Source organism: Salimicrobium halophilum (assembly GCF_900100295.1).
Taxonomy (GTDB): Bacteria; Bacillota; Bacilli; order Bacillales; family Halobacillaceae; genus Salimicrobium; species Salimicrobium halophilum.
Map to the genome: position 1 here is coordinate 19,018 of NZ_FNEV01000002.1, position 23,491 is coordinate 42,508.

The 23,491-nt window shown below is 43.9% G+C and carries 24 protein-coding genes and 1 pseudogene; 21 read left to right on the plus strand and 4 right to left on the minus strand.

Going from position 1 to position 23,491, the window contains the following annotated elements:
- Positions 1 to 169 precede the first annotated feature (169 nt).
- From BLQ44_RS03305 to BLQ44_RS03390, 14 genes and pseudogenes are all read left to right on the plus strand, one after another.
- The gene (locus tag BLQ44_RS03305) at positions 170 to 496 is read left to right on the plus strand and encodes a hypothetical protein (RefSeq protein ID WP_093192078.1); all 327 of its coding nucleotides are present in this window, start codon (positions 170 to 172) and stop codon (positions 494 to 496) included.
- A gap of 778 nt (positions 497 to 1,274) precedes the next feature.
- Positions 1,275 to 1,883, plus strand: a complete 609-nt coding sequence (locus BLQ44_RS03315; protein WP_093192082.1) for a hypothetical protein — start codon at positions 1,275 to 1,277, stop codon at positions 1,881 to 1,883.
- A 1,146-nt stretch (positions 1,884 to 3,029) separates the two neighbouring features.
- The gene (locus tag BLQ44_RS03330; protein WP_093192089.1) at positions 3,030 to 3,467 is read left to right on the plus strand and encodes a DUF4181 domain-containing protein; all 438 of its coding nucleotides are present in this window, start codon (positions 3,030 to 3,032) and stop codon (positions 3,465 to 3,467) included.
- A gap of 707 nt (positions 3,468 to 4,174) precedes the next feature.
- Positions 4,175 to 4,519, plus strand: coding sequence for a hypothetical protein (locus tag BLQ44_RS03340; RefSeq protein ID WP_093192093.1), 345 nt, complete (start codon positions 4,175 to 4,177; stop codon positions 4,517 to 4,519).
- Between the two features lie 104 nt (positions 4,520 to 4,623).
- Positions 4,624 to 6,405 carry a DUF2339 domain-containing protein gene (locus BLQ44_RS03345; RefSeq protein ID WP_176757408.1) on the plus strand — a complete coding sequence of 594 codons (1,782 nt, stop codon included), beginning with the start codon at positions 4,624 to 4,626 and terminating at the stop codon, positions 6,403 to 6,405.
- A 78-nt stretch (positions 6,406 to 6,483) separates the two neighbouring features.
- Positions 6,484 to 7,629 carry a winged helix-turn-helix domain-containing protein gene (locus BLQ44_RS03350; protein ID WP_093192097.1) on the plus strand — a complete coding sequence of 382 codons (1,146 nt, stop codon included), beginning with the start codon at positions 6,484 to 6,486 and terminating at the stop codon, positions 7,627 to 7,629.
- Between the two features lie 82 nt (positions 7,630 to 7,711).
- Positions 7,712 to 9,010 (plus strand): MFS transporter, encoded by a 1,299-nt coding sequence (locus BLQ44_RS03355; protein WP_176757409.1) that lies wholly within the window; start codon positions 7,712 to 7,714, stop codon positions 9,008 to 9,010.
- 203 nt (positions 9,011 to 9,213) lie between these two features.
- On the plus strand, positions 9,214 to 9,459 hold the full coding sequence (locus tag BLQ44_RS03360; RefSeq protein WP_093192101.1) for a hypothetical protein: 246 nt from the start codon (positions 9,214 to 9,216) through the stop codon (positions 9,457 to 9,459).
- A 707-nt stretch (positions 9,460 to 10,166) separates the two neighbouring features.
- Positions 10,167 to 11,036, plus strand: coding sequence for a phosphorothioated DNA-binding restriction endonuclease (locus BLQ44_RS03365; protein ID WP_176757410.1), 870 nt, complete (start codon positions 10,167 to 10,169; stop codon positions 11,034 to 11,036).
- Between the two features lie 48 nt (positions 11,037 to 11,084).
- Positions 11,085 to 11,978 (plus strand): annotated as a pseudogene (locus tag BLQ44_RS03370) (aminoglycoside 6-adenylyltransferase).
- Between the two features lie 175 nt (positions 11,979 to 12,153).
- Complete coding sequence (locus tag BLQ44_RS03375) at positions 12,154 to 12,636, plus strand: DUF3221 domain-containing protein (protein ID WP_093192105.1); 483 nt, start codon at positions 12,154 to 12,156, stop codon at positions 12,634 to 12,636.
- A gap of 183 nt (positions 12,637 to 12,819) precedes the next feature.
- Positions 12,820 to 13,887, plus strand: a complete 1,068-nt coding sequence (gene rsgA, locus BLQ44_RS03380) for a ribosome small subunit-dependent GTPase A (protein ID WP_218118998.1) — start codon at positions 12,820 to 12,822, stop codon at positions 13,885 to 13,887.
- Positions 13,888 to 13,915: 28 nt separating this feature from the next.
- The gene (locus BLQ44_RS03385) at positions 13,916 to 14,554 is read left to right on the plus strand and encodes a GNAT family N-acetyltransferase (RefSeq protein WP_093192107.1); all 639 of its coding nucleotides are present in this window, start codon (positions 13,916 to 13,918) and stop codon (positions 14,552 to 14,554) included.
- Positions 14,555 to 14,665: 111 nt separating this feature from the next.
- A complete protein-coding gene (locus BLQ44_RS03390) occupies positions 14,666 to 14,953 on the plus strand; it encodes a hypothetical protein (protein WP_093192109.1) in 288 nt (95 codons plus the stop codon).
- 51 nt (positions 14,954 to 15,004) lie between these two features.
- Here BLQ44_RS03390 and BLQ44_RS03395 read toward each other — a convergent pair whose 3' ends face one another.
- Positions 15,005 to 15,796, minus strand: a complete 792-nt coding sequence (locus BLQ44_RS03395) for a cytochrome c oxidase assembly protein (RefSeq protein WP_093192111.1) — start codon at positions 15,794 to 15,796, stop codon at positions 15,005 to 15,007.
- A complete protein-coding gene (locus tag BLQ44_RS03400; RefSeq protein ID WP_093192113.1) occupies positions 15,789 to 16,241 on the minus strand; it encodes a DUF2243 domain-containing protein in 453 nt (150 codons plus the stop codon). The genes BLQ44_RS03395 and BLQ44_RS03400 overlap by 8 nt, the downstream gene beginning before the upstream one ends.
- A gap of 172 nt (positions 16,242 to 16,413) precedes the next feature.
- On the opposite strand from BLQ44_RS03400, the gene BLQ44_RS03405 reads away from it, so the two are divergent.
- From BLQ44_RS03405 to BLQ44_RS03420, 4 genes are read left to right on the plus strand one after another with little or no spacing between them, the layout of a single operon-like run.
- A complete protein-coding gene (locus tag BLQ44_RS03405; RefSeq protein WP_093192115.1) occupies positions 16,414 to 16,602 on the plus strand; it encodes a hypothetical protein in 189 nt (62 codons plus the stop codon).
- Positions 16,603 to 16,651: 49 nt separating this feature from the next.
- Positions 16,652 to 17,896, plus strand: coding sequence for an MFS transporter (locus BLQ44_RS03410; RefSeq protein ID WP_093192117.1), 1,245 nt, complete (start codon positions 16,652 to 16,654; stop codon positions 17,894 to 17,896).
- A gap of 12 nt (positions 17,897 to 17,908) precedes the next feature.
- Positions 17,909 to 18,130 (plus strand): DUF3953 domain-containing protein, encoded by a 222-nt coding sequence (locus tag BLQ44_RS03415; protein WP_176757411.1) that lies wholly within the window; start codon positions 17,909 to 17,911, stop codon positions 18,128 to 18,130.
- A 20-nt stretch (positions 18,131 to 18,150) separates the two neighbouring features.
- Positions 18,151 to 18,975: a DUF4037 domain-containing protein gene (locus BLQ44_RS03420; protein WP_093192121.1), complete on the plus strand. Its 825-nt coding sequence runs from the start codon at positions 18,151 to 18,153 to the stop codon at positions 18,973 to 18,975.
- Between the two features lie 3 nt (positions 18,976 to 18,978).
- Here the strand turns inward: BLQ44_RS03420 and BLQ44_RS03425 are convergent, their stop codons facing one another.
- A complete protein-coding gene (locus tag BLQ44_RS03425) occupies positions 18,979 to 19,263 on the minus strand; it encodes a hypothetical protein (RefSeq protein WP_093192123.1) in 285 nt (94 codons plus the stop codon).
- A gap of 72 nt (positions 19,264 to 19,335) precedes the next feature.
- Positions 19,336 to 19,542 carry a hypothetical protein gene (locus BLQ44_RS03430; RefSeq protein ID WP_093192126.1) on the minus strand — a complete coding sequence of 69 codons (207 nt, stop codon included), beginning with the start codon at positions 19,540 to 19,542 and terminating at the stop codon, positions 19,336 to 19,338.
- Positions 19,543 to 19,736: 194 nt separating this feature from the next.
- Here BLQ44_RS03430 and BLQ44_RS03435 point away from each other — a divergent pair, with 194 nt between their 5' ends.
- Genes BLQ44_RS03435 through BLQ44_RS03445 form a run of 3 tightly spaced genes read left to right on the plus strand, consistent with a single transcriptional unit; the run spans position 19,737 to position 23,430 of the window.
- Positions 19,737 to 20,822 carry a GerAB/ArcD/ProY family transporter gene (locus BLQ44_RS03435; protein WP_093192128.1) on the plus strand — a complete coding sequence of 362 codons (1,086 nt, stop codon included), beginning with the start codon at positions 19,737 to 19,739 and terminating at the stop codon, positions 20,820 to 20,822.
- Positions 20,819 to 22,279, plus strand: a complete 1,461-nt coding sequence (locus tag BLQ44_RS03440; RefSeq protein ID WP_176757412.1) for a spore germination protein — start codon at positions 20,819 to 20,821, stop codon at positions 22,277 to 22,279. Before BLQ44_RS03435 ends, BLQ44_RS03440 begins: the two co-directional genes overlap by 4 nt.
- The gene (locus BLQ44_RS03445; RefSeq protein WP_093192132.1) at positions 22,276 to 23,430 is read left to right on the plus strand and encodes a Ger(x)C family spore germination protein; all 1,155 of its coding nucleotides are present in this window, start codon (positions 22,276 to 22,278) and stop codon (positions 23,428 to 23,430) included. Before BLQ44_RS03440 ends, BLQ44_RS03445 begins: the two co-directional genes overlap by 4 nt.
- Positions 23,431 to 23,491 lie beyond the last annotated feature (61 nt).

Genomic DNA, 23,491 nt, shown 5'->3' on the forward strand with positions numbered 1-23,491 from the left:
GTCCGGTACTAGGTTGACTTTGTGGTTTTCAGGAGGGTTGTACGGAACAACTATTACAATCATTTCCTACCTATCAATGTTACTGGTGTTTTCTCTCGGATTTCTAGTCGGCAAAATTAGATCCAGATAGAATATCTTAGGACAGAAAAGTAAAGTAAGGGGGCATCATATGAAACGAATAAAGATATCTATCAGCGTCCTCTTCGTAATATTGATTCTGATGGGCTGCTATGGCGATGACACCGTAGATTGGTATGAGAGTTTTAGATTCACAGGGACTGTTGAAGAAATTCGAACGGAAGACAATATGCTGGTCATGAAGGAATACAATGCCCCGGAATCAAGAAAGAAAGGAAACATCTACGAAATTCCTGCGGATGAGATTCAATCTTATGAAACGGGGGACAAACTTCTGGTAATAGTCGAAACGAATACCCAGGAAGATATTTGGGATTTGGAACATATGAGATTCGTTATTAAACCAATAGAAAATTGAATTTTTCGATGTGAATTCATTGCAAATTTTTGGAGATTTTGAAACGGAGGCCCACTCTCATTCGTAAGTAAAAGGAGGGAGGTGTTTTGGATCAGTAGTAATTCGAACTTTCCGTGGACAGGAAGATTGTTGAAAACGTTTCTTTGTATCGGTCTTGGACTTACCCTTGTATTGATAACGAATATAACTACTGGAATAGTAAACGGATCTGGAGAAGGTTTTGTTTCCCATGAATTGCTTTTCATCGTAATAACTTTAAACGCGATCGTTTACGGAGGAATCTATCTTTTCTGGCTGTATGATGTGCACATTAGCTTGCGAGAAAGGGATGAATCATATCCCATTACTCCAGGCGGATCAGTGCTTCGCGTCCTTATTCCCATTTACAATATATATGGAATATGGAAAGTCTATTCTACGATGTCGCATCATTTCAAAAACCACTTGGCGGAAAAGAACTTAGGAACAAAATTAGCGAATCGTATTCCGATCTTGTACGTTCTTTATCTCGTATCGTCTACCATAAATTTTTACTTAGGAACGTGGCCAGCTGAAGAATCAGTCAGCTTAGGATGGCTACTATCTTACATAGTGGACGCAGCATTGATAGTGACGTATATCTTGATTGTGAACTTAGTATCTACTGGTCTGATCAAGTTATCAAAAGAGGACTCTAGTAATGAAGAACAGTTGAAAAGCAGGCTTCAGTAAAATTATTCAGGTGGAAGACGGTTCATTAATTTGAGGAAAGATTTAAGTATACAAAGGAGAAAATCGGATGACTTTGAAATCCAGGAATATAGGAAACATATTAACGAAATTTCTGTGGGTGGATATAGGATTCATTGCTCTACTTATGGTGAATATAGTGATCGGCTCGATGGTGGGGCTTGGAGAAACCTTTCTAACTTATGATGGAATCATTGCTCATATATCAGGAGCAATCGTAATCGTCTACAGGATTATCTACCTCTATTGGCTATATAATGTGCATTCTGAATTGCGGGAAATGGATGAAACATACCCTATTACACCAGGTGGTGCTTTAGCTCGTGTATTGATCCCGATTTACAACTTTTATGGTCTATGGAACATTTACTCTACGATGGCGAAATACTTTAAAAAAGAAACCTCGGAGAATGAAATCGGAAAAAAGTTAGCGGATTATACCCCGGTCTATTACATATTGTTGTTAGGCACATCGATCTTGAATTCTTTTTTGGGAGGTCAACCTTCAGAAAGTACATTCAACTTTGCATGGTTTATGTCTTATGTAGCAGACGCTGCACTAGTGGTTATGTTTATTCTGATCATCAAAGTAGTCTCAACCGGCTTAACCCGATTATCAGAACAGGAATGGATCAGTGAGCGTGTGGAGGACCATTGAGTTTTACTGACGTGCTTGAAATTAATATCAAACCGTTCGTATATCATACTTGCATAATTATGATTGGCTTAGGAACAATTGCAGCTACATGGAACACTTCAAAGAACGAAGGTGTGTTCGTTGCTTTTATTCTAATGATACTACTTCATTATGTTGGAGGATTCTTACTCACCGATCATCACTCTCGGTATAAAAACTTATCGTCTGTCCTGTTAGTTTTCATTTTCAATTTTTCACTGGCTCTATATGTTCAGTATTTCGACTATGAGCTTCAATCTTTAATTGGCAGTGTAGTTTTCGCTTTCAAACTACCTTTTCTGTATATATTGGGTTGGCATGGACCTAACTATCCGTTATTAGTTGCATTCCTGCCTTCTCTACTATTATGGCTGGGGCTAGAGAGTAAATTATTAATTAACTCCTATCGAAGAATACTATTAGATAGGAATACTACATAGAGATTCGTTTGAAGGGGATAGCAAATTGAGTAAAAGTAATATGGAAGCCATATTGGTAGGTCTTGCTATTGCGATAGTTTGGGGGTACTTTGCAGATTTAAGGAACGGAGAAATAGGATGGTTTATCGGACGACTTATTTTTATGCCTTTATTCTTACTGTTTACAAGAAACTTAAGTAGATTGGCTGACTCTAAAGGAGAAAAATAGAACTATTATGTAATTGGCTCTCTATCTAAAACGGCAATTATCGTTTTAGATAATTTATAAAAAGGGGGAGGGCTTAGAAATTAGACTTCTGTTAAGTTTCATTTTAGGTACTCTATTAGGTTTTGCGATATCTTCCATAGTCAGGGGAAATTTAGATGGGTCGGAACTCCTTTATTATATCCCGATCGCTATAGTCGTATTTCCTATATGGTACGTAGTGATTCGTAAGACTAAATGAAATGAACTTGGTGAACCCACGCAAGGGAGCAGATGAATGGAAATCCTCAAAGAACTATTAATGATTATGATGATAAGCACCATAGGTTATTTGTTTACGGGAAGTTCTGATAGTATTGTACTCATTTTCCTGGGAGGGCTTACAGGTTGGGGGTTCGTCAAAGCTTTCAGTATGAGGAGATTAAAAGATAGTTAGAAGTAAGGCTTTCTTTTAGATGATTACATAATCACGGAGGGACAGCTATGTATGGAAACAGTCCAATGTTTTGGTTGCAATCAATCGTGTTCCTCGGCATTTTCGTTCTGTTTGGTTCTCTGTTTGATACTGCTATGAGAAAGCTATTGAATGTGGAGAAAAAAAGCTTATTTCCAACTGACTACCTGAGCGATACGCATAGGAAAGTGGAATGGACACTCAGGGCAATTTTTATAGTCACCCTGCTCGTTGGAGTTCTGATTGCTGGAACGACTCCTTCTGGACAGGTGTTTTGGTTACTGGAACCGTATGTGTTGGTTTTCCTCTTTGTACTGGTGACACAGTTGGGCAGAGCTTTCATGGAATGGAAACATGCAGAAAACAGAAATGATTATATTTTCACTCTCAGTCAGGTAGCATTCCTGTCAGTATTGGTGATTGTTTTATTCGCAGCTGGATTGCTCGATTGGGTTGGGAACATCTGATTTTATTTAGATAAAATGATTAAGTGGGGGAGAGTTGCGGTACGTTCGGTTGTAAGTTTTTCCTCTGAGCGTTCCATAACTTATGAATAGAACCACTCATCCTCAATAAAAATGGAACGAACGGTTCATTAATTCTGGAATGAACCATTCAAACCGAATTCTGCGACTTGAATGTACCGCAAAACTCAATCACTACCGCCAACCTTCGTCCCATGCAAGATGCGAAGGAGGAAATTTCCAACATTCGACGAATTATTCCTGAAAAGGAGGTCACCATATCTTACTTAATAATATTCTTACAACGGCTATGGTAGTTACTTTTTCTTTAGTCATTATCAAAGAATACTATCCTGAGTTCATTATTTTAGATACTCTTACGTGGTCCTTACTGTTTGGCGTGATGGGCGTGGTCTTTCTTGCGGAATTAGTCACATCCCGTTTCTTGAATAAAAATAGGGAGGTGAGAAGCGAGAAAGTTTCTATCTCTCTTTTTACTTATTTGTACTGTCTATGGTTTTTGGTCAATCTCCTTCCGGGGAGCAATCCGGAAGCGGCTTTTTCCATGGAGGGGAACCTCTTCATTGTCTGTATCATACTGGTCCTTTTATTAAATGAACTATATCAATTCATGAAGAAAAAGAAAGGGTGGAGGTATGAAGAGTTTAAGGAGCGTAGTTGAACCCTGTTACTAGGAAGGAGGTATCCAAGTGAAATTTGAATGGGGAGATTTATCAATCTTTTTACCTCCACTACCTGTCACCATTATAGCGATTGTGGTCATCCTCATTTTAGTGAAGTGGAGCAAAGAGTTGGAAACTGGTCGTTATAAGGTCTTCCTTTATTTTTTTATCAGTACATACATTACTCCTATTTACCAACACAGCACGGAAGAGGGGATGTTCAAACTCTTGTTTCCTTTCGGGTTTCTACTAATACTGATATATATGAGGAATGGAAAAAGGAATCATCCAGCCAAAACGAAAGCCAGTATTCTGGGATTCTGCATAGCCATATATCAAATGATTTCTTTTTATACTGGTCTGGGATTCTAAGGATCCCTTAATCTATGACTGTGGACGAGGCAGGAGTACTTTTACAATATTCGACGGAAGAAAAGGGTGACCTATGTCGAACTGAGAAAGAGGGGGGAGTCTTGATGAAGGAAGAGGAATACTACCAGCGATTATCAGAACGGATGGATCACCTGGAAGCGGAAATGAAGGAAATCAGGTCGCTTCTCGAAGAAAAAGAAGTCACTTCGAAAGAAAGCGAAGAAACATTGGAGTCTTCAGAAACAACTGGCAAGACACCTCCTCGCGAAAAAGCAGAGGTAAAGAAAAAGCACAAGTCAAGAGTAAGAGAGAAAGACTGGGAATCTTTGATAGGCCAGGTATGGCTCCCACGTGTGTTCATCATCGTCTTGTTGATCGGAGTGGTATCGGCCTTCCAATCCGCTGTCGAGAATAACTGGATTACGGAACCGATACGTATCCTGATAGGGTTCGTTTCAGCTGTAGGACTGACCCTCACAGGCGTCTATCAAATAAAAAAACAGCGTAAAGGCCTCGGCATCAGTCTGATCGGTGGTGGGGCAGGTATATGGATATTTTCTACGTTCGCCGGAACGATTCTTTATGAAATGATTCCTGCATCGCTCTCTTTCTCTTTGTATGGCCTGGGAATCGGCGTAGGTCTGTACCTGTCTCATCTATACAAGTCTCAGACGCTCGCTGTTCTTCTGACAGTGACCGGGTTCTTCGTTCCATTCCTCGTGGGTGGGGAAGAAGGGAACTTCTTTATATTTTTCTCCTATGAACTAGTGCTCCTTGTCGTATTAGGTCTGTATGCGTGGAGGAAGGATTATACATTCCTCTTATACGCAACGACATTGCTTCCGGCCCTTACGTTCGCTGTTTATGAAGGAGCTTCAGCAATATTCGACTCAGCACGAAACGGGGTAGGCCCACTGGAAAACGAAGATATATTTGCTTTGACCGTTGTAGGAATCCATGTGTGTCTTTCTGTAGGGATGTTCCGTACGAATAGGGCATCAAGGGCGAAAGGAACCCTTCTATCTCTTACATTGGTGACAGCGTTGATGTGGCTGTACGCCACGCGAATATTCTCTTCTTATATGTATGAGTTTGGTTGGATGACCCTCACATTCTCCGTACTTGACACCTTTCTGATCGGAGGAATCCTCCTGTACGGCTGGATCGCTTACCAAAATCGAAGAAAACAGGGGATTCTCTTTCACTTATATACGCTATTTGCGGTAGTGCTGGCTATGTTGGAACTATTCCGTATCTTCAACTATGAGGGATACACGATTCTATTACTGATGGAAGCCATTGCCCTCTATCGCCTTGGATTCGGAATCAACAGTCGTATTCATACTATCCTTGCCTCTTTGTTCTTCGCAGTAGGGGCATTATGGACGCTCGACCATATACAATATATCGAAACGGTGTGGGATACTTCTGTCTGGGAAGGTCTTGTAGTCGCTGTCGTATCGTTTCTGGCTTATCGTCTTTTCCGTCGCCATCAGGAAGGAGATGCTCTACCAGGCGATGTTCAGCGTTTCGGGATTTATGCATTTGCATCTCTGAGTATTGGGTACGCTCTCCTTACATTAACGCAAATAGCTTATCAGATCGGTGAGCAGCACCTTTTCGATTACCGTGATGTACTAGTTTCTGTAAGTTGGACTCTATTCGCTGTTGCGACGTTGACGGCAGGAATAGTCAAGGATAAGAAGCCGCTTCGTCTCTTTTCGATTCTGTGGATTTTCATTACCGTAGCAAAAGCGTTCCTCGTAGATATTGCTTACATCGATGCGACTGTCCGTGGGTTGTTGTTCATCGGGCTCGGAATCGTTGGGGTGTTGGTATCGAGGTTTTTCTATCGTTCTAATAAAGAAGAGGATAAGAAAACATGAACGGCGTCAATAGAAAGCGGTGTAGATGTATTACCTATGTAAGAGATACCTACTATACTTACCTCGAAGGTGAAGCTGATGGACAAACTCAAGTTTTCCGATAAGGACCTTACAATCAAATACCGTTCAGACGAAATCGTTCTGCTGCCGAAAGAATATCGATTGTTCCGGTTTCTGTACGAGAGACCGTCACGGATCTTTACCAGAGACGAACTGCTTGATGCCATATGGCCGGCAGATATGCCTACCGACAGGACCGTCGATGATCACATCTATCGTATCCGTAAGAAGCTCGAAGCGTGGTCTTCTATAGTCACGATTGAGACGATCAGAGGACAGGGGTATGCCCTGAAAATTAAGGAAGACGAAAGGGAGAGTCCTTTGCTGCAGGATGAAGAATTGTCTTCGCACGTGAATATGCTTTTCCATAAATATCATCTTTATGGTCAGGGAGATGCCTTGAAGCTGCTAGAAGATAATCAGAACGCACTCGGCTTCGAGCTCGATCTCGAGAGGCGCCTTTATCTCCACTTTATGAAGGGAAATTTCAGATGGTTTGTGGAGACGGAGGAGGCTTCCTTTTGGGAGAAGTGCTATTACCTCCTGCACATCTATTCTTATTTGACAGAGGACAAAAGGCAAGCACTGGATTATTTCATTAAAGCTATGCAGGCGGAAGAGCTTCCTGATTATCAACGCCTGGAAATCAAGCTGCTGAACCGTCTGTCGCTTCTGATTTTCACCGGTCAGCTGGAGGAAGCGGAAACTCTGCTTGGTCACTCTAAGAAAGAAGTCTACGAGCAGAACCTGGAAGGTTTCATTCCCCTGGTCACCTTAACAGAAATCTATCTTTCTTTGCTTCGAGGCGACCGTGGTGACATCGATAGGAACATGGCGGACATGGAAGCTGTCCTCGTGGATTACCCTTTCTCGAGAGAAGAAGCCAGTTTTGTTATCACTAAGGGTATCTATTCTCTTTTCAGGAATGAGCCGACAGAAGCCAAACGTTTCTTTGACCAGGGATTCGATCAATTCAGGGAAGCCAAGTACATCCCGGGGATGTTCATCAACCTGAATATCATCCATTTCTTTATCCAAGAGTTCGGGTTTGAAAAAGAGCTGCTTCCTTATTTCCAACGTGCTTGGGAGACGTATACGAGAGAACACGACCTCTTCCATTTAGAAAAGAAAATCGGAAACGAGCTTGAATTTCACTTAAAATGAGACAAAAAAGTTCCCCTCTGATATTCCTCTGACATTCACCCGTTATGCTCATAATGAAGTGATCATGCGGGAGGTATCAGATATGAAAGAAAAGAGTGCGATCTGGAAAGACCGGAATTTCATCAAATATTTTTCAGCCAATCTCCTTTCGAATTTAGGGAACTGGTTCGACTTTGTAGCGGTGCTCATTTTATTCAGGTATACGTGGGAAGCGGAGCCGATGCTCATTGCTCTTATCCCTGTCATGTATGCCATTCCGAGTATACTTCTCGGACAATTTGCGGGCGTCTTTGCAGATCGGAGAAATAAACTTAAGATTCTCGTCCATTCTGATTGGATAAGAGCCGGGTTGACCTTTCTTCTTGTGTTTACGGGCTCACCTATGTTTGCGCTGCCAGTGCTTCTACTTCGTAATACCGTAGGCGTAATCAGTCTTCCGGCCCAGCAGGGGTTGATGCGAAGCATTGTAGAGGAAGAAGATCTGATGAAGGCTGTGACAATCAACGGGAGTCTCTTTCAGTTGGTCAAGGTGGTAGGCCCGCTTCTTGGAGGATCTGTAGCGGGAGCGTTATCCCCACAATTCTCGATTGCTATCAACGCCTTCTCCTTTCTGTTGTCCGGCGTCATTCTCACTCGTGTCTCTGTTAAACATCGACAACCCACGGGTGAAGAGGAGGAAGCTGCTTCTGAAAAATCAGGGTTCCTGGCCTCCTGGAAGGAAGGCTGGACATTCGTCATCCACAGTAGAATCCTTTTTGCGAGTATCCTGTTCGGGATTGTCAGCACGTTGGTGATCCAAATGATAGATGCTCAACTCGTCACCTTGTTCAGTGAAGTGTTCCCAGAGAGAGCAGGCGTGACGGGATGGGTGATTTCTGCCATAGGTGTCGGGTCGCTCCTCATGGTCGTCCTGTTGAACAAACTGGAGAAGATTCAGAAATATGGATGGTTCTTCGGTGCCGGAAGCCTTCTGATCGGTATCATGACGGGAGGTTTCGGTTATCTCAGTGAATATAATTTCATCGCTGCAGCCATAGGCTTCGCATTGATCGGTGGCATCGGCAATGGACTCGTCTTCACAGCCATCCAATACCTGATTCAAAAAGAACCACCGAAAGAGGCCATCGGCAGGGTGTCGGGGATCATCGACTCCACGTTGAGCCTTCTATTCATCATTGGGCCACTCTTAGGTGGTCTCGTCATCAGTCAGCTTGGCGTATTATATGCGTTCAGAGTTATTGGAGCGGGGCTCGCCATGATTGGTCTCCTTGGAATCCTGCTACAAAAGTTTATCTGGAAGTCGAAGGGCCGACACGTATTTCATCAAGAAACCTTAAAATCGAAAGAAAAGATTTCAGTAAACGAAAGTTATCCTGGATAACTCCAGTTCCCTTTAAGATTGGCTGAGTAAGTGTTCCCGAGCAGAATATGAAAGAAATACAATTCAACTGAACAATGATGATAAGAGCCTCTGAAAAATCGGAGGTTCTTTTTTCGATAGTTTGACACCTAAGTCGTTCCCGTTTCGATTATAGCTAGGAAGGCAGGAATTTCTGTCATAACAAAACCAGGGAGGAATAGAATATGAATGATATAGTTATCTACAATGAAGACGCAGACACGACGGAATACGGGGTGTATAAAAACGACCTCTACATGCTCGGGTGGGAAGACCTTGGTGGGAAGGAACCGAATGCCCTGCCGTTTTCCTACTGGAGAGAGTACTTCGTAGCCAATGATCATCGGCGTGATAACATCAAGAGTTACTATGAAGGGCTTCATGTACATATTCTCAACCGAATCCAGAAGCTTACCGATGCAGGAGGGTGACAGGTCCCGGAGCCTGTTGTCTGGAAACATGACTATGAAGTCGCATTTGCATCTTTCTGGTTGAAAAATCGGGGGAGATGGTGGAGCCGATGGAAAGTGCCGCTACCTGATGGACACGAAGGAGCACCGACTTCTTACTCTCCGGAAGGGAAGCCTCTGATTCTATGATCATGTCGCTTCGTACGTGGAGCGACTTAGGATGAAAGGGACCGTGGATAAACTCGGGGAATGGACTACGAGCTCGATTGCAGTGAAGATATAGAGGGTAGAGAAGGCCACCTGGGTTTGGGTGGTCTTTTCTGATCTAGGGGCACGTTATGGTACATTCAGATTTGAGGTTTACATCTGAGTGTACCGCAAATTATTAACTGGGCCGTTCATGTTCGAGTTAGTTGCGCGAGCAGTTCGTAAACTCAGGAATGACCCACTCAGGGTTCAAACCTCTTTCTGAATGAACCGAAAAGCACTGACTACAACCTATCACTTCTAAAAAATGCTGTATAATTATTTGTGAACTTCTACTAGGTAAAGGAATTTATCTTTAGCTATGTTATCGTACAGCATCACTGGGCTGTAGGTACACAGAGAGAAGAGGAAGGAATTTACTGTTTTTTGGCGAAGTGTGTTTAAGCAAGGTAGATATTAGCCATTTGAGAAGAAAAGCTAATTTGATTTTAATGAGATAGATGCGGCGAGAAGGTGAGGAAATGAACAAAGGAAATTTAATAAATCAATTGGATAAAATCAAAACAGACAAAGGCGGAAGAAACAACAGCCGTTCTCCTAACAAACCATTGCTACTTCTTTATGCTTTGGGACAATTCCTTCGAGGTAATAAACAGCTGTGGTATAAAGAAACTGCTAAAAATCTTGTTTCACTATTAGATGAGTACGGTCCCTCTATAAAAGGTGAGCAAAACACTTGGGATCCATTTGTACGATTGAAGAATGATGGTATCTGGTACGTAACTCCGGATATTGAAACGGCTGGCGCACGAGTTAGAAAAAGGGACTTAGTAAACACCAATATTTTAGGTGGGTTCACAGATGAGGTGATTCAACTTTTTCAAATGGATAAATCCGTTGTATCTGAAGCGGCAAGTATTCTTCTTAATAATCATTTCCCGGAAACGCTGCATGATGAAATTTTGAAACGTACGGGTTTTGATATCGGTGTTCGTACATATAAGAAACGAAACCCTGCTTTTCGAAGAAAAATCATGGAGGCGTATGATGAAAGGTGTGCTGTATGTGGGTTTCAGGCGAAAATGAACGAAGCGATTGTTGCAGTGGAAGCGGCTCATATTAAATGGCATGAAGCGCACGGGCCTGACACAGAAGAAAACGGTATGGCTCTTTGCTCGCTTCACCATAAGCTTTTTGACAAAGGGATTTTCACCGTTACTCCTGGCTATGAGATAGTGGTGAGTGATCGTGCAACTGGAAGAGGGCCGTTTAAGGCGCTGGTTACTGATTTTCACGGAAAAGATATAATGAAGCCTGCCTCAACTATTTATTTGCCTAGTCCTGAATTTACAGAGTGGCACGTGAAAGAAGTTTTTAAAAGCTATCAATAGAATGTTATTCACTTTTATATACCTTTTAGAGCAAAGAGGTGAGATTAGATGCGAGGTGAAAAAGAAATGATGGACCTCATATTAGAAACCGCTAAACAAGACGAAAGAATCTGCGCCGTCTATATGAACGGATCCCGAACAAACTCCACAATCACGCCGGATATCTTCCAGGACTACGACATTGTTTATGTGGTGAGAGACACCAAACCTTTCATCCAGGACAAGACCTGGATTCAAAGATTCGGAGAGTTGCTCATTCATCAGGAACCCGATAAGAACGACCACGGTCCTGAGGATGTGGACTCACTCTCCTCTTACGGTTACCTGATGCTTTTCAAAGACGGCAACCGAATCGATCTGCACGTCGAAACGAAAGAGTATATGAAAAAGAATTACCTCAGCGACAAGCTGACAGTACCGCTCCTCGATAAAGACAACTGCCTCCCGGACATCCCTCCTCCGACCGACGAAGACTATCATGTGAAACAGCCCACGGAAGAAGAATACCTCGCCTCCTGCAACGAGTTCTGGTGGTGTCAGCAGAACGTTGCTAAGGCACTATGGCGTGACGAGCTTCCTCATGCCAAGTTCATGATGGAGTGTGTAATCCGGACGCAGCTGGATAAGATGACGGAATGGTGGATTGGGGTGGAGACGGATTTCAGTGTGTCGACGGGGAAGACAGGCAATTATTTTAAGTACCTGTTGCCAGAGTCTTATTGGAAGCTATACAAAGCGACTTATGCGGACGGATAGCATGCCAATGTGTGGAAGTTCCTTTTTGTCATGGGGGAGTTGTTCCGTACGTTGGCGAGAGAGGTGGCTACACACTTTTCTTATAGCTATCCGGAACATGAGGACCGGAACATGACCGCTTATTTGAAACAAGTGAAGTCCCTGCCTGCTGATGCGGAAAGGATTTTTGAAGATGGGTGTAGATGAATGGTTGTACATATTCTTTGCTGGGATAACGATCATCAGTTTGATACCTGGCATTTTTCTATGGTTTGTCCTGAAGAAAATCTCTGTAAGCAAATGATATAGGGGCATATAGTTATCTATAATAATAGTTCAGTCTCAGGGAGAAGTGTACCTATTTAAGACAAAGGAGCGACCTATGAAGAAGATACTTATCACCTTTTTCGTGATGATTGTACTTTCAGGTTGTTCATTTCCTGATTACGAAGGATATGTGATAGATAAGGAAGACGGGAGAATCCTTGTTGTTTCCTCTGAGGCAGAAGGTTGGAACAATAATGATGATCAGAAGCATTATGATGCGCTTTGGGCCTCAGGTGTGCCTAAAGATATTGAAATAGGGGAGAAGGTAGAAGTCTGGGCAGATACTGTGGCGGAATCCTATCCTGGCCAGGCAAATCCGAATAAGATCAACGTTTTACCAGCTGATAAACCTGAAGCGGCAGATCTGACGGATGCGGAAGCGATCAAGAAGGCACTGACGGAAGTGGAAAACGAAAACGGTATGCCGGTTGTTAAGTCTTCCGAGTTTCAGGAAGCGGACGATGTATGGATAGTAGAAATCGTATACGCCAATAGTCAAACGCCTACACGTAATGTAAGGATCGAGGACGAAAAGTGAAGCAGTGTTACTTGTCGCTCATGGCATTGCTTGGTATATTTAAACCATTATAAAGAGAAAGGGGAATGTTTTTATGATGACATATAAAGTGAAGCTGGAGAATGTTCGAGAGAAGGAGGTTTTGAAAAAATAGCAATCAAAGCCTCCTTCCTGAGACGGAACAAACTCTAGGAGGTACTACCATTGAATAATTTAAAAGCGTACGGACTTACAGAACGATTCATGAATGAAGCGACTATGTATGAAGACATGGCGTTGGCTCGGATCATCGCCCAATATAAGGGTTTATATAAAGTAGTCACAGAAGACGGAGAACACACAGCAGAAATTTCCGGGAAACTCAGGTATGAAACGGAAGAGCTTGCGAAATTCCCGGCTGTCGGGGATTATGTCATGATCACTGGGAAGAGCGGGAATGATACTACAATCATTCATCATATCTTGAGCCGGAGAAGTGTATTTTTGCGGACGGCCGTCGGAGTCAGTGACCAGGCCCAGGTGATTGCTGCTAATATCGACTATGTCTTCATCTGCATGTCGTTGAATCAGAATTTCAACTTGAACCGGTTGGAGCGTTATCTCTCCATCGCATGGGATAGTGGCGCTATTCCTGTCATCGTTTTGACGAAAGCGGATTTGAGTGAAGACCTGGATGGGATTCTTCCGGAAGTAGAACGGGTCGCCAGTTTTTCTGACGTACTCACCACATCGGTCTATGAAGACAATAGACACAAATTTGAACCCTACCTCAAAGAGGGGAGCACCGCTGCTTTCATCGGCTCTTCCGGGGTAGGAAAATCGACGCTGATCAATCAATTGCTGGGGGACGGCATGCTTGAAACGAAGGAAATCGGCAAAGGGGATAAAGGCAGACACGCTACGACGGGACGGGAAATGTTTCCGAGTCCGCTCGGAGGAGTCCTGATCGACACTCCCGGAATGAGGGAGCTCGGTGTTCAGAACGCGGATCTGTCCAAATCTTTTGCTGATATCGAAGAATACGAGAAGCATTGCAAGTTCAACGACTGTACCCATATGCATGAACCTGGATGTGCGGTGCAACAAGCCGTTGCAGAAGGATTGATTGAAGAAAGAAGGCTGAACAGCTACTTCAAACTGAAGAACGAAGCTTCCTATGAAGGGCTGAGCAGCAAACAGATCGAGCACCAGAAGATGGAGCGGATGTTCAAAGATGTCGGTGGGATGAAGAATGCACGGAATATCGCGAAAGAAAAACGTAAGAAAAAGTGAGGACCGCTTCTTGGGAAGGAGATTTTTCATGAAGATTCAAATCAGACAGGAAAACCCACAAGACTATAAAGCAGTCGAAACCGTTGCGAGAGAGGCATTCTGGAATCTGTATTTTCCAGGATGCCATGAGCATTATGTCATCCATAAGATGAGGGATCACGAAGATTTCAACAAAGATTTGTCCTTTGTCATCGAAGTGGATGGAGAAATTGTTGGTGGCATCTTTTATACCCATTCGAAAATAGTCGCTGATGACGGGGAAGAGTACAGAACCGTCAGTTTCGGTCCGGTATTTTTAGCTCCTGACTTTCAGGGGAAAGGGCTAGGGAGAAAGCTGATCACCCATTCAATCCAGGCAGCCAAAGACCAGGGGCATCGCGCTATCCTGACTCTCGGGTATCCCTACCACTATGAACCGTATGGGTTTCTTGGAGGGAAGAAGTACGATATATCCATGCCTGATGGGAAGTTCTACAAAGGGCTATTGGCTCTTCCACTCTACGAAGGAGCGTTGAACGACATTTCAGGGTATGTGGTGTTTTCCGACGTATTAGAGGCCGACGATAAGGAAGTGGACGAATTCGATCAATCGTTCCCTCCGAAAGAGAAGAAGGTCCAGGAAAGTCAACGAGAATTTGAAGAAGTGTCAGCTATGTTAGATGAATGAGGATTAAATAGTTGAACGAAGGGAATCTAGTAAAATAGATTCTCTTTTTTTACATAATTTGAAACTCAAGGAACTGATGCATGTGCCAGGTAATTAAAAGGGGGATATTAGATGAACAAAATGAAAGTGGGCTACCTGATTAATACAGTTATAAGTGGAACCATGGCGTTCCTTATTTCCACTTTTTTTGCTCAGGGGACGATTGCGGAGAACTATACGGATAAGACGTGGGTAGCACCTGAATTTTTGTGGATCTTACCCATATGGGGGTTAGGATTCTTAATCGGCTTATTTGTGTATCGAAGTAAGTCACCTGGCATTTATTTTTTCGTTTCTGTTCTTGTAACGTGGGCTTCGATTCCTGCTGGGATAAGACTAGGCTTTTATCTGGCTACATGACCACAGAGGCGCTCTGCTCTTAAAAGTATCCCGAGTGTGACATGTAGCCATTTAAGAAGGTTCATGGCTAAGAGTATTATTACCTGGCTGTGTCGCTTTGTACCAATGAAAGCATAGGAGGAAAATAATGATGGCATCAATCACATCGCCTCCGTAATACATAATCATCGAACCCGTCTCCGCTTCTGCCTGGGGTACGCCTGCAGGTGGGGAGGCATACAGATACTTCGACAGAATACCGTGACCGGCAAGAGCGAATATGAAGACAATCGTCCGGTACAGATAGCTGTAACGATGAGCGACAGGCTCTACGTAAATCATCGCCATCATGAACAGATAGCCGGCTAGGAATACATGCAGGTGTACGAGAACGTGGATCCAAAGGTGCTCGTGCATCATGTGGTACAAATCAGTCGTATACAGCACCCATAGCCCGCCTATGTTGAGGACAGATGCTGTGATAGGGTGACTGATGACTCGTACATACGAACTTCTGAGAAAAAAAGAAAGCTTCCTTGCAGCCGCTACAGGTAACGTCCGTAACAAAAGTGTCATGGGTCTTGCGAGAACGAGGAGAAGCGGAGCGAGCATGCCTAGAAGTAGATGCCCCACCATATGAGCGCGGAAATCGATACGTGCTTCATTGGCTAAAGGTCCAATTACAGAAATACCTGCACATACCACACCAAGGATAAAGAGCACATAACGATGCGCAGGCCACTTTTGGAGGTGCCTGGAACGATCAGAATAGAGGGCAGCTCCTATGTACAGTATGATCGCGAGAAGAAAAGGGAGCGCTAGGATTGCATCAAGAAAGACTCCATTTCCTTGTTGTTCACCCATGGGCCTGGTTTCCCTTTCCACGCTTAAGCAGGAACAACCCTCCCGCAATCATGAAGACCGCAGATATATTCCACACCAAATCGTACGGAAGAATATTTTCGACGTAGCGAATCTGGTGCAGCTGCATCAGCTTGTGCTGCACGATTCCGTCATACAATTGGAAAGCTCCGGCTCCGAGCAGGACACTGCCCCACCAGCGCCCCCAGGATAAGCTGTACCTTCGTCTCAGGTCAGCAAGAAGGAACAAACCCCCGATGGTAGCGAACCAGCTGAAAGCATGGAACAATCCATCGGAGATCAGGCCGATATCCGTAGTCGATTGATCATAGAAGTGATGCCATCTCAGCAACTGGTGAAAAAGTACTTCGTCCAAAAATGCTGCAAGGCCGATACCGAAGAGAAGGCCGGACCATATGTTGAGCTTATGCATAGGAGTAGAAGACATTGAAAATAGCTCCCTTTCTTCAAAATTCTACCTATGTTTTCCCATCCCTCTCTTTTCATAAACTAGCTTAAAGTTTGTGAAGCCCAATACTGGAAATTGAAACCAAATAGTAACGCCGTTCGTATAGAGAAGGTGAGTCACTTGAATCGTGAAGTTATAGGAGGGGTGTTCTGTGGAAATATTTACAGCTCTTTTGATTGTGGTAGTAGCAGTAATTGCCGATTTCTTTTGGTTTGATGTGGATCGGAAACGTTGGGGATGGATGAAGAATTGGACGAGATTTCAAAAAGGGTTATTCTTCTCAGGGTTTGCGGTCGTTACTGTATTGATCTATGTAGGACTGAGTTCTGAATTTTTGTGAGCGGATTCAGTAAGGACTAGCTACTACTGCTCATGGTAAGGAGACTCTTATGAGTGAAAATTTGAAGAAATGGAGAGCCCCTGCGTTGTTATTGACCTCTATGGGGATAGCAAGTATCGGAGATTTCATCTACTTAGTGGCCATCAACATCATTGTGTATCAAATCACAGGGTCGGCCACTGCTGTCGCAGGACTTTGGATGGTGGGACCACTGACGAACATCATCACGAAGTTCTGGACGGGAAGTTTCATCGAGTATCGCAGTAAGAAACAAGTTATGACCATCACTTACATGATCAGAGCGGCCTTCATCTGTCTCATTCCCTTCGCTCCTAATATGATCGTCATCTACGGAATTCTGGTTCTGTTGAGTATAGCGAAAGCATTTTTCCATCCGGCATCAACGACCTACGTCGCGATTCTGGTTCCTACGGAGAAAAGGAAGCGATTCAACTCCATCCGCTCCTTCGCAACGTCGGGGGCGTTCATTATCGGACCAGCCATCGGTGGAGCTCTCATTTTAGCAAGCTCTGTGGAGATGACGCTGTGGCTGAACGCATCGTTCTTTCTTTTTTCTGCTTTGTTGTTATTTTTCCTTCCTAAACAGGAAGCGATTGATAAAGATGCAATTCCACGACTGACTTTCTCTCAGGTGGTCGAAGATTTTACAGTCGTTCAGAAATTCATGAATCAGAATAACTACGTGACCTTCATCTACCTCGGGTTTCTTCTGGTGATGATTTTCACTTTCGCGATGGATACCCAGGAAGTCGTGTTCACTCAACAGGTGATCGGGCTTTCGGAGATGGAATACAGTTTGCTGATCAGCATTACCGGGATTGGGTCAGTGGTGGGGGCAGTCCTCCTTTCGATATTCACGAATACCTTGTCCCTGAGGTCCATGATTGTGATCGGTCTAGTCATGACGACGGTTGGTTATATCATTTACGCCTTCTCCTGGTCCTTTCTCTCCATAGTAGTCGGTTTTGTCATATTAGGTTTCTTTCAGGTGTTCCTGAGTGCTGGCATAGCGACTTTCTACCAAAACAATGTGCCTGTAGATGTCATGGGCAGAGTGACGAGTGTCTTTCAATTAATCCAAAGTGCTGCTCAAGTCGTTTTCGTTCTTATAATTGGACTCGCAGCAGACGTCGTGTCCTTACGTCTGACAATCATTGCATTAGCGCTTGTAATGCTAATTTCGTCTATCGTTTTTTCTTTTTCAGTAATGAAATCGAACAAAGCACACCTGTTTAGAGAGGATACTGAACGAGAAGAGAAATTCAACGTCTAGGGAGGGATGATTGTGAAGAAATTAAGAGTGATATTGGCGGGTGTGGTCATTGTTTTAGCTGGGTTAACTATGATGAGTGACATTTCAAGAGCCATCATGCCCTATGCAATGATCGTCGTGACAGTACTGGTTTTCATGATGGGAGTGATGGAATTCAGAAGACGCAATCCTGTGGCATTTACGTTGTTTGTAGCGGGTGGATTCACGTTGTTCGTCGGAGTGTATACTATTTGAATAAGGATAGGAAGTGGAACATGAATTTAATGCAAAAAGCGAAAGAGCTGGCAGAGGTTTATAGACGGAACCCGAATATAGAGGCGATTCTGCTGGCGGGCTCTGTGGCGAAACATATGCAAGATGAACATTCGGATATTGAATTACATATATTTTGGTCGTTCCCGCCGAGGGATGAAGATCGCATGAGTCCCATCCGTGAGGTGAGTGGAAGGATTTTGGAGTATCATCCTTACGAAGATGAAGAGTGGTCGGAATCGTTTTTGACTCAAGAAGGAATCAAATTGGAAATAAGTAATTTTCTTTCGGAGACCGTAGAGCGCTTCACCTCAGATGTAGTAAATCGATATGAAACGGATTACGACAAGCAATGTATTGTGGCATCTCTCTATGGGGGAGTGGGACTATATGGAGAAGCGAAGGTAGGTGAATGGAAGGAAAAAATTGCGGTGTACCCATCAGAACTTGCAGAGCGCATGATTACTAAAAATCTATGGCTCGGTAACCGATGGAAGAACCGGAACGCCCTTTTGAAACGGGAAGACTGGCTGATGTATTACACAGTTCTATGTGATGTGGAAAACAAACTATTCGGTGTGCTGTTCGGACTGAATCATATGTATGTCCATCATCCGCTGTTCAAATGGATGGCCCATTCTATCAGTCAGATGACGATCAAGCCTGATAAACTCCATGAGCGGATGGCGGGAGTGCTCACAGAAAACCCGGAGAACAGTGTGAAAGAATTAGAAGCGTTGGTCGGCGAGGTGATGGAACTCGTAGAAGAACATATTCCTCACTTGAACATCAGAGGACAGAAAGAAGATCTAGGATTCACTAAATGAACGTCACGCTTTGTCCTGTTTTTGTCGAAAAGAAATGATGGAAGTCTTTAGAGAAGCGTAAGACCCGACGGTAGCATATCCGTAGAACCATCCCATAAATACCCCGGCGAGCAAATCCCCCCGATGACTGATGAAGATAGAGAGCAGCAAGCCGATTATCAATGCGACCGTCGGGACTATAATTTTTGGTATCTTGAAGACGACTTTGACGCTTTGGGTAACTCCCATAATCGCCGGTATAGCTATGACCGCATCCCAAAAGTTGGTCTGAATCGTGGGAAAATCCATGATGAATCATCCTTTTTCGATTAGGCTGAACTGTTTGGTTCAGTCTTATACCCCTATCTGATGGCTTATAAATCATTCCTTATGATCCAGTGCTTTCTTTAGTTCATCAATCTGGTGTTGAAGAGATTCGAGTTGCGTCGACTGCGCTGAATCCGCAGTATTCTCTTCTTCTAACGCGATCAAAGCTGCAAGTAAAGAAATCGCATCTCCTAAAACCGTGATGAAAGAGCCGATAGCTGCAACCTGCGTAGAGGATAAATCGTTTCCTTCAGAATTCAATGCTCTCCCTCCTGGCTTAAAAAGTTTCTTATACATTAAGTAATGCTACTGCAGAATATTTGTGCCGGCCTGATATCATTACTCCAAGTTCTCTTCAGAAAGAGTGCTTGTTTTTTTATGCCATTTTTTCACTTCATTACGTATACTTTCTCTTCATTTACCCACGCTAGTAAAAAAGTGAAGGATTCTTACCTATGATGAGAGATGGAAAAATCAGTTTCGTACAATTGTTCTTTTTGATCATGATGTCTTCAGGGTTTTACAATCATGTCATTTTGACACCGCCTGTTCTTAACGTGGCACGACGGGATGCATGGATCTCTGCCTCATTGACGGGAGTGTCCTTTTCGGTTGTTCTGTTGATCATTTACGTTATTCACAAGCTGACAGGGGACCAATCCGTCTTCGAATATCTCCAGGAGGGATTCGGGAAAGTCGGGAAATGGGTCTTCGCCATTCCTCTGCTTATCTATCTGATGATCAGCGGCTATATTACGTTTTTCGATACGATCTCGTGGACGAAAGTATCTTATTTACAGAAAACGCCTCAAATCTTTTTAGCATTGATGATTTTGGCGGTCATCGTTCTGATGTTGAAAGAAGGCATGGAGACGTTAGCGATTGCGGCAGGGGTACTGCTCCCGATGGTCGTGATTTTGGGTATTTTTGTGACAATCGCCAATGTACAGAATAAGAACTATTCTCTTTTGTTCCCGATTTTGACCGAAGGGTGGGACCCGGTGTGGGGAGGGTTCCTTGTAGGAAGCAGTGGCGCTATGGATCTGGTTCTCCTTTTGTGTATACAACATCAAGTCAAAAAGAAAATGGCGCTGTGGAAGTATGTAGTGATCGGTGCCATGCTTTTGAACCTGTTCCTGGCCCCGCTTACCGGTACTATCGCTCTGTTTGGTCCTGAGCACGGTGCTGAACTCCGGTATCCGGCCTATGAACAGTGGAGGATGGTATCCATCGGTTCTTATATCAAGCATGTCGACTACTTGACGATTTATCAATGGCTCTCCGGGGCAGTAATCCGGATAGCTCTGATTCTATATTTGATACCTCTCATCTTTACAATCAAACAAGTGAAAGTGAAAAGAAAGCTTCATTTGGGATACGTCGTCCTCCTGGTCTCCAGTTTATATGTACCGTTATCTGATATGCAGTTTTATGAGTGGTTGAAAAAGTACGTATTGCCCGGTTTCACCTATGGGATGGGACTATACCTGTTTCTGTTGCTTGGAGCTGTAGTATGGATTCATAGGAGGCGGACATCTTGAACAGAAAAGAAGATAAGCAGAAAAGCCAGGATCAAGAGGTGACGTTTACGGAAGAATCCTTGAGAGAGTTGTTCGACGGCTGTGCCGATGTAGAGTTTTATAAGGCGACGACTTCAGTAGGACCGATCCTCGTCGTCTATTGTCAGGGATTATTCGATCAGAGTGCATTGTTCGACTATGCATTGAGGCCTATTCTTCAAAATAAAAGACGGAGAGCGGATTTGAAGAATGTTCTTCCGGCGAATGTGAAAGAGCTCGGGAATTCGATTACGAAAGAAAAGATGGTTGATATCGTTTTCAGAGGCGAAGTAATCATTCTTCAGGAAGAGGATTCCCGATTATTCAGGGTGAATGCCATCGGCCATCCCATGAGAAATGTGGAAGAGCCGAGCACAGAAGTATCGATCCGGGGGTCGAAGGAAGGGTTCGTCGAAGAACTTATCATGAATACCGCCCTTGTCCGTAAACGGCTCAGGACTTCAAGTCTGAAGGTCGTCAATTTTGTAATAGGGACACGGACCAAGACGAACGTACAGTTGATGTATCTTGAAGATGTCACCAACACTAAAATAGTCGAGGAGGCGAAAAAGAGGCTCGGGAATATCGATATTGACGGGGTGGAAAGCAGTCTTCAAATCGAGGAACTTCTTTCGGATCGAAAGCATTCGTTCTTCCCGCTGTTTGTATACACAGGAAGACCGGACTATGTGGTCGAAAGTCTGATGCATGGGCGTTTCGCCATACTGGTCGATGGGACCCCGACCGCTTTGATTGCTCCCGTCAATCTGTTCTTCATATTGAAAACAGCGGAGGACAGTAATGTTTCGAGTAATTTTGTCCTGTTTGAACGGATTCTTCGTGTCATCGGGTTGTTCATCGCTCTATTCGTTCCCGCCTTCTGGATTGCTCTGATCACGTTTCACCCGGATCAGCTTCCGTTCACCCTGCTAGCGACCGTGACACTCTCGAGAGATGGGGTTCCATTTCCGGCTCCTGTCGAATGTTTCCTCATGTTATTCTTGTTCGAGCTCTTCCGGGAAGCCGGGGTACGATTACCCATGGTCGTCGGTCAGATCCTATCAGTGGTAGGCGGTTTGATCATTGGCCAGGCTGCTATCGCTGCCGGACTGACGGCTCCTGGGATTCTTGTAGTCAACGCCGTTGCTCTGGTAGCGACGTTCACCCTGGTCAATCAATCGTTGACGGGGCTCGTGGCTATTTTACGACTGGTAATTCTATTGATTACATCTTTTTTCGGGATGTTCGGTTTCTTCATCTCTCTATTTGCGGTGACGGGTTATTTAGCTAGTCTGCGGTCCTTCGGGGTGCCATATCTTACACCGTTCGCACCGTTCAAGCCGAAAGACTTGCAGGATGCTATGTGGAATTCCGCTGATGATAAATACCAGAGACCGGAAATGCTGGATCCTATTGATACTACAAGAAGAGAGCAGTGACTAAATTGTATAGAAAAGTGATACTGGTGCTTCTTTCGTTGGGTTTATTGACAGGTTGTTGGGACGGGAAGACGATTGAACATATGTTATACGTATCGGGGTTGGGAATAGGTTATGAAAATGAGGAATTGGTCGTCTATGCCAGGTTCATCGAATTGGAAAACGTAGGGAAACAGGAAGGTGGTGGGGGGCCTTCGGAGGATAAACCTATATGGATCGCCAAGGGAACCGGCAAAACTTTCGATATCGCCACGGATGATCTCTATTATACATCCCAGCTTCCCATTTCCTGGGCTCACCTGGGAGAGATCGTGATAACGACCGAGGCGTTGAAACAGGATGGTATCATCAACGAAGTGATGGACGTGCTGAACCGTTATTCGGAAACGAGGAGTGAAGTGATACTTCATGCGACGAAAGAGGAGCTTCCTTTAGTAGCGCAGGGAAGGCCCATTTTAGGAACATCAACCTGGTATTCCAAAGTCAACAATCCTTATCCGGTATTCAGACAGTTTTCTCTCGTAAGACCGATTACCTCCCGCCAATATCTGATTGATCAGGAGGAGCCGGGGAAGGTGTTGGATATTCCGATGCTCAGTCTGGATAAAAGTAAATGGCAAAGAGGGGAAGAACCTCATCCTACCGTCGAATTCGGTGGAAGTGCTTTTGTGTATAAAGGAAAATTTAAAGGTAGTCTTCCTGTTGAAGAAGAACGGGGGATCCGCTGGATGCAGGAAGAATCTCAAAGAGTTCCTCTTTATTTATTCAACAGTAAGAAAGATTACGCCTCCATCGTCTTTACTAGTCCGAGTGTCGATATCACACCTGAAATCAAAGGAGAGGAAGTGACGGTTTCGGTCGATGTCAAAGTGAAAGGTAGTATCATCGAGAATCCTTTTTACCAAGACGAGAAAACGTTGGAGAAAGATGCGGAAGAAGAAATTAAAAAACAGATCAAAGACACTTATAAGTACGCTCTGGAAAAGAATATAGATGTTTATCAATTCGCCTACCACGTGTACAAGAAACACCCTGAGAAGTTCAAGGAATTAGGAATCGAAGATAAAGATTGGCTTAAGCCAGAGACGTTTGAAAATCTGAATGTGCAGGTAAGTATCGTTTCTTCCGGGAAACTGAAAATAAATAAATGACGAGCCGGTGAGGGGCTTTGCCGGATGCAAAATAACCAGAGCGGTAATCCGCTCTGGTTTT

Excerpts from the sequence above, each read along its gene's own strand:
- BLQ44_RS03350 (WP_093192097.1), top strand. The coding sequence starts at position 6,484 with ATGGACAAACTCAAGTTTTCCGATAAGGACCTTACAATCAAATACCGT.
- BLQ44_RS03410 (WP_093192117.1), top strand. The coding sequence starts at position 16,652 with ATGAGTGAAAATTTGAAGAAATGGAGAGCCCCTGCGTTGTTATTGACC.
- BLQ44_RS03385 (WP_093192107.1), top strand. The coding sequence starts at position 13,916 with ATGAAGATTCAAATCAGACAGGAAAACCCACAAGACTATAAAGCAGTC.
- BLQ44_RS03355 (WP_176757409.1), top strand. The coding sequence starts at position 7,712 with ATGAAAGAAAAGAGTGCGATCTGGAAAGACCGGAATTTCATCAAATAT.
- BLQ44_RS03420 (WP_093192121.1), top strand. The coding sequence starts at position 18,151 with ATGAATTTAATGCAAAAAGCGAAAGAGCTGGCAGAGGTTTATAGACGG.
- BLQ44_RS03390 (WP_093192109.1), top strand. The coding sequence starts at position 14,666 with ATGAACAAAATGAAAGTGGGCTACCTGATTAATACAGTTATAAGTGGA.
- BLQ44_RS03345 (WP_176757408.1), top strand. The coding sequence starts at position 4,624 with ATGAAGGAAGAGGAATACTACCAGCGATTATCAGAACGGATGGATCAC.
- BLQ44_RS03305 (WP_093192078.1), top strand. The coding sequence starts at position 170 with ATGAAACGAATAAAGATATCTATCAGCGTCCTCTTCGTAATATTGATT.
- BLQ44_RS03425 (WP_093192123.1), bottom strand. The coding sequence starts at position 19,263 with ATGGATTTTCCCACGATTCAGACCAACTTTTGGGATGCGGTCATAGCT.
- BLQ44_RS03360 (WP_093192101.1), top strand. The coding sequence starts at position 9,214 with ATGAATGATATAGTTATCTACAATGAAGACGCAGACACGACGGAATAC.
- BLQ44_RS03435 (WP_093192128.1), top strand. The coding sequence starts at position 19,737 with ATGATGAGAGATGGAAAAATCAGTTTCGTACAATTGTTCTTTTTGATC.
- BLQ44_RS03330 (WP_093192089.1), top strand. The coding sequence starts at position 3,030 with ATGTATGGAAACAGTCCAATGTTTTGGTTGCAATCAATCGTGTTCCTC.
- BLQ44_RS03365 (WP_176757410.1), top strand. The coding sequence starts at position 10,167 with ATGAACAAAGGAAATTTAATAAATCAATTGGATAAAATCAAAACAGAC.
- BLQ44_RS03400 (WP_093192113.1), bottom strand. The coding sequence starts at position 16,241 with ATGTCTTCTACTCCTATGCATAAGCTCAACATATGGTCCGGCCTTCTC.
- BLQ44_RS03375 (WP_093192105.1), top strand. The coding sequence starts at position 12,154 with ATGAAGAAGATACTTATCACCTTTTTCGTGATGATTGTACTTTCAGGT.
- BLQ44_RS03395 (WP_093192111.1), bottom strand. The coding sequence starts at position 15,796 with ATGGGTGAACAACAAGGAAATGGAGTCTTTCTTGATGCAATCCTAGCG.
- BLQ44_RS03315 (WP_093192082.1), top strand. The coding sequence starts at position 1,275 with ATGACTTTGAAATCCAGGAATATAGGAAACATATTAACGAAATTTCTG.